The organism is Nostoc cf. edaphicum LEGE 07299, assembly GCF_015207245.1.
GTDB lineage: Bacteria > Cyanobacteriota > Cyanobacteriia > Cyanobacteriales > Nostocaceae > Nostoc > Nostoc edaphicum_B.
Genome location: NZ_JADEXF010000325.1, coordinates 1 through 5,316 on the forward strand (window position 1 = coordinate 1; position 5,316 = coordinate 5,316).

Genomic DNA, 5,316 nt, shown 5'->3' on the forward strand with positions numbered 1-5,316 from the left:
CTCCTAAATGTCTTATGGAACGATTGATTACTTCTACACCCAAGAAAATTTTTGTAGCTTCGGCAATTTCAGCTTTTTTAACAGAACGGACTATTTCTTCAATTCGCTCGCCGTCAAAGAAAAAATATTGATGTAAAGTAGGGGGTAAAATTTGATTAATTATATCGTCTGGTTGCTGAATTGGTATATTCCATTTGCCATCATCCGCACCAACCCACATCGTTAATTGAGTTTTGCTAGCGTCAAAACCTCCTTCATTTTTATAACCACGACAGGTGCGTTTGACTCGATAGCGTTTACCTTCATGTTCCCAGCCAATTTCCACCCAACACTCTACAGCTTGACCTTTTTGAGCTTCTGCGATCGCACGCTTATTAACTAGCTGTTCTATCGATGCAAACGCTGCACTAAATTTTTCATATAATACCCAAGTAAAGGCATTTAGTAAACTAGTTTTTCCAGAGCCATTATTACCATGAATAATCGTTGTGTTTTGAATATCTCCACCAGCCAGAAGCATCTCTGGTGTCGTACCATAAAAGGAGCGAAAGTTGCATAGCTTTATTGAAGTCAGCTTCATCGCACCTCCTCCTTAATAATGTCCAAAATATTATCATTTATATGGCTGTTAATCTTCTTATCTAGTCTGCCTTTCTCCAGCTTCCATACCCGCTCGATAATTTGCCGTACTTCCGGCGGAGCGCTGGTTATTGGCTCCTGTACATCATCGATATTCGCATCTTGTGACATCTTCGGTTTGGAAATATAATTTTTTTATATTTTAACTTTCTCTAGTACTGTATTTACCTCCGTAAAGTCACTGTTTGCGTTATCCTTAATTTTGTAAAAACTATTTTTTTATTTGAAAAAAGCTTTATTATTGAATTGTTTTCTGTTATTATTAATATTAACATCTAGATCATAATGGGATGTAAGTAAAATTTTTAAAGCCACTTACATCCCATTATTATCAAACTCATTATTTTATTATTTCATACTTAATGCTTGTTTTTTCAAAAATCGAAAAATTTTACAAAATAATACAACTATATAGTTCATCATCAAATATCTAATAAACCATATCGCTTTTGTAAATCAAGTAACTTCATTCTTGCTTCCCCTGCGTTATCAGCTAAATCAGCAAACTCCACAAAGCGACGTAATTCCTTTTTCAACAGATTGCGCTCAACTTCTATAGTTTCTCTATCTAAATCTGGTGGCAAAACAATCATGTCAAATATTGTCGCGCGTTCCTTAGCTGGATGAGGACGTAAAACTCGCCCCCGTCGCTGAATAAATTGCCGAGGATTTCCAGAACTGGATAAAATCACCGCAGTTTGAATTGCCGGAATATCTACACCTTCATCTAAACAACGAATTGCGACTAAACCCTGCAACTCACCACTTTCAAATTGATGACGTAATATTTCTCGTTCTTGTAAAGTTGTTTGGGCTGTATAGGTGCTTACCTTGTAACCTAAATCCACTCCCAGAATTTTAGCAACAGCTCTAAGTTGACGTAGAGATGAACGTTGTCCCGCATCTTGGGAACCATCACTACAATAAAAAAGTGTGTGAGTAGTTTCGCGGCGAGTAATCATTAAATCCCGCAAAGCATTTAATTTATTTTCCGCCGCACCAATTAATCTTGCTCTTTGCATCAACAACGGTTTTAAATCTTCATTATCTTCAAAACTTCCTGCTTGTCCATTTTCTCTATCTCGGTAAAGTAGCGATCGCCCAATTCTTTTGGTTAACTTTAAATAGGCAATACTTTCTGCTTCAGTTAACTCCACCAGCACCGGATAATACAGATAATGCACCAAAGCACCTTGAGCGATCGCATCCCTCAAAGTAAACTCCGGTTGGAGAACTGGGCCAAAATAATCAAATAGAGATTGCGTACCAAAATCATCAAAATACCTCTCTGGTGTGGCAGATAAAGCTAGTCTCAACCCAACACTACGCGGTAAACTTTCTTCTAATTTGGGTGCGCCTAAATTATGCGCCTCGTCCCCAATAATTAAAGTTTTGGCAGGAAAATATTTGAGTTGAGACTGGAACCCATCTCCAATTAAAGTGGAGTTCGTAGTAATCACCGTGACAAACCGTTGAGAACCAGAACGCAGATTATAAATTTGCGTAGAAAGTTGACTTTGCCAAGTACGTAAATTCTCAAAAGCTAAAATGGGTTGCAAATTAAATTTTTCACATTCTCGCGCCCATTGAGTAACGAGATGGCGGTAGGGACACACCACCACCAGAACTTGTAAATTAATCTGCTGATATAATTCACAAGCGATCGCTAATGCAGTAATAGTTTTACCACTACCAGTAGCCATTTTCAGCGTCCCTCTGCCATTGTTGGTAAACCAGCTAGCGATCGCTTGTCGCTGATATTGCCGCAATTGCAGAGACGGAGGCATTCTTGGGCATCCTGGTAATGGTTGCGGAGTGTAATAACTGCCCTTACTTTCCCTTGTAAATGGTAATTTCAACCGGAAAGTGGGCAGTTGCTGCACTGAATTTTTCGTCAGGTACATATTTATTTAGTCATTGGTCATTGGTCATTGGTCATTAGTACTTATCTTTCCCAATCCCCATTCCCTACTCCCATTCTCCATTACTCAGTTGTAACCTCGCCAAACACCGATCAGAGAACCTTGTACCTGCACTTGTATAGCGCTGACTTCAATAGGATTGTACTTAGAATTTGCTGGTTTGAGAGTAACGCGATCGCCTTGACGATAAAAACGCTTTAAAGTAGTACCGAACCCATCAACTCTGGCGGCGACGATGGTGCCATTTTTTAAATGATTTGGTTCTGCTACTGGACGCAGAAATACCACATCGCCATCAGCAATTAAATCTTCAATCATGCTATCGCCAGCTACCCGCAAAGCGTAGGTTTGGGGAGGTAACTCGAAATTAGAAAAGTCTAAATGATCTACAGCATCAGTAAACGGTTCTATTAAACCACCAGCAGCGATCGTTCCCAAAATTGGTACACCTTGCTTAACAGGATGCAAAATCCGAATCGTTCGCGCTTGTCCTTCAGTCCATTCAATATATCCCTTAGTGCGTAAATGCTCTAAACGACTTTGAATTGGTGCTGGTGACTTCAAGTTCATCGCTTGCATCATTTGCCGAATAGAAGGCGAATGCTGGTGCGTTTTGATGTATTCTGCCAACCATTCGTAAAGTTCTTGTTGAGCTTCCGTTAAACGTTCCATAAATTTGCGAGAAGTAATTATAAATGTCTCTAGAACATTAGTACTACAAAAAACTCCCCATAACAAGAGAAAAGTAAAAATATGAAAGGCAAAAGCAATATTATTTTTTTCTCTTTTGCCTTTTGACAAATAAGAATATTACAGGTTACAGGTTAGAGGGTACAGGTTACAAGCAAGAAAACTATACCCTATACCCTGTGCCCTATTCCCTACTCTGCTCCTAAAATACTAGCAAGCAAAGCCTTTTGGGCGTGCAGGCGATTTTCTGCTTGTTCCCAAACTCGTGATTGAGAACCTTCAATAACAGATCCGGTAATTTCTTCACCACGATGGGCTGGTAGACAGTGTAAAACAATTGCCTCTGGGTCAGCAAGACTTAATAGCTGCTCTGATATTTGGTAAGGTTGAAAAATTGGCATCCGGTTGTCTGCTTCTGCTTCTTGCCCCATACTTGCCCAAACATCAGTGTAAAGTACAGCAGAACCCTTAGCTGCTAATTCTGGATCATTAGTGACGAGGACTTCCGTTTTGTTATTAGCGATCGCTCTTGCTTGTTCTACAATCTGAGAATCTGGCTCATATCCGCTAGGGGTGGCAATTCTAACATTCATCCCCACCAAAGCACAGCCCAACATCAGAGAATTAGCCATATTATTCCCATCACCCACATAGGTTAAAGTTAACCCAGCAAGGGTGTTAAAGCTTTCTTGAATCGTCAATAAATCCGCTAATACCTGACAAGGATGTTCTGCATCAGTAAGCGCATTAATCACCGGAATCTTCGCATAGTGAGCAAAAGTTTCTAAATCTTGCTGGGCAAAAGTACGAATTGCCAAAATATCCAGATATCGGTCTAACACCCGCGCCGTATCCTGCAAAGGTTCTCCACGGCTAACTTGAGTGACATTAGGATTGAGATCGATTACCTGTCCACCAAGTTGGTACATCGCCACAGTAAAACTTACCCGTGTGCGAGTTGAAGCTTTGGAGAACAACAACCCCAAAACTTTATTACACTGCAACTTCAACTGCTGTGATTTAAGTTGAGTTGCCAATTGCAGGAGTTCTTGAAGTTCAGTAGGACTGATGTCCGCTAGACTTAATAAATCTCGTCCGAGCAATGCTGCCATGCTTATAATCTGTAAAAAATAATTATATATTTCTGTTCCTTTATTCAACCGTGCCAAGAAAATACAGTTTTAGAACTGACCGGGTATTTTTGGGTTCAACCCAGGATTTGAGTTAGCTTTTGCTATAAATATTAATTTATCAACTTTATCAGTGATTCAGAATGCCTGATTGTTTCTGGTTCATCACAATGGCAACGCCAGAAGAACCATGTAGGGCGGCAAAAACAGCGATATTGCTAAAATTTCTGATTTTTTAGCCTAATTTATGATGAAGCAGATATTTTTTAGAATTTACAGCTAGACAAATAAACGGATTATGGTACAATAATAAATCGTGGTTGCTAATTAAGAGTAATCGTCAGACTTGCCAGCATAGCACAGTGGTAGTGCATCCGACTTGTAATCGGAAGGTCGCGAGTTCAAATCCCGCTGCTGGCTTTTGTAGATTCGCAAATTAATATTTTGGGGTTGTTTTTTGGACTCAATTGAATTATGCGAAGTTTTCGCAGAAAATTAGTGTGGCCGAATTGTTTGGAATAATAAGTATTAACATAATAACCCAAGTTGCGGGTTATAAAATTCTGGATGCTGCGTAATCGGTGAATTAGATAAATGCACATAAAAAGTTTACGGTTGCATTCTAGCGCAACCGTAATTGGGAGTGAACTATAAAAGTAGAAAAATTAACTGATGAGATAAATGCTTGTTGGAGAGTATATGCAAACATGAATGCTCGCAGTTTCAGTAAAAACCCTTCCCAGGTACCTGACTTTTCACGTTATGTGGAAAAGTCCACCAAAAACCTAACCCCCAACCCGTGGCGGGAAGGAGGAAAATTCAAAGTCTCTCTCCTTTTAGGAGAGAGATTTAGAGAGAGGTTTTCCTGATGCCGTGAAAAGTCAGCCCAGGTACAAGCATGAATTGATTGCGATCGCTCGGTACTGATATTAGAC

Annotated in this window: 5 protein-coding genes and 1 tRNA gene; 1 reads left to right on the top strand and 5 read right to left on the bottom strand. The window is 39.6% G+C overall.

Features of this window, described 5'->3' with window-relative positions; translation table 11 throughout:
- The 5 genes from IQ229_RS11635 to argF form a co-directional block, all read right to left on the bottom strand.
- On the bottom strand, positions 1-580 hold a 580-nt coding region (locus IQ229_RS11635; protein ID WP_194043854.1), incomplete at its 3' end, for an AAA family ATPase.
- On the bottom strand, positions 577-750 hold the full coding sequence (locus tag IQ229_RS11640) for a hypothetical protein (protein ID WP_194043855.1): 174 nt from the start codon (positions 748-750) through the stop codon (positions 577-579). The genes IQ229_RS11640 and IQ229_RS11635, both read right to left, overlap by 4 nt.
- 311 nt (positions 751-1,061) lie before the next feature.
- Complete coding sequence (locus IQ229_RS11645) at positions 1,062-2,543, bottom strand: DNA phosphorothioation system restriction enzyme (protein WP_194043856.1); 1,482 nt, start codon at positions 2,541-2,543, stop codon at positions 1,062-1,064.
- Positions 2,544-2,627: 84 nt separating this feature from the next.
- Complete coding sequence (gene lexA / locus IQ229_RS11650; RefSeq protein ID WP_194043857.1) at positions 2,628-3,233, bottom strand: transcriptional repressor LexA; 606 nt, start codon at positions 3,231-3,233, stop codon at positions 2,628-2,630.
- Between the two features lie 209 nt (positions 3,234-3,442).
- On the bottom strand, positions 3,443-4,363 hold the full coding sequence (argF, locus tag IQ229_RS11655; protein ID WP_194043858.1) for an ornithine carbamoyltransferase: 921 nt from the start codon (positions 4,361-4,363) through the stop codon (positions 3,443-3,445).
- 366 nt (positions 4,364-4,729) lie between these two features.
- Between argF and IQ229_RS11660 the strand changes: the two genes are divergently transcribed.
- A tRNA-Thr gene (locus IQ229_RS11660) sits at positions 4,730-4,801 on the top strand.
- Positions 4,802-5,316: the final 515 nt, after the last annotated feature.

Coding starts and splice junctions, on each gene's coding strand:
- IQ229_RS11640 (WP_194043855.1), bottom strand. CDS start 750: ATGTCACAAGATGCGAATATCGATGATGTACAGGAGCCAATAACCAGC.
- IQ229_RS11645 (WP_194043856.1), bottom strand. CDS start 2,543: ATGTACCTGACGAAAAATTCAGTGCAGCAACTGCCCACTTTCCGGTTG.
- lexA (WP_194043857.1), bottom strand. CDS start 3,233: ATGGAACGTTTAACGGAAGCTCAACAAGAACTTTACGAATGGTTGGCA.
- argF (WP_194043858.1), bottom strand. CDS start 4,363: ATGGCAGCATTGCTCGGACGAGATTTATTAAGTCTAGCGGACATCAGT.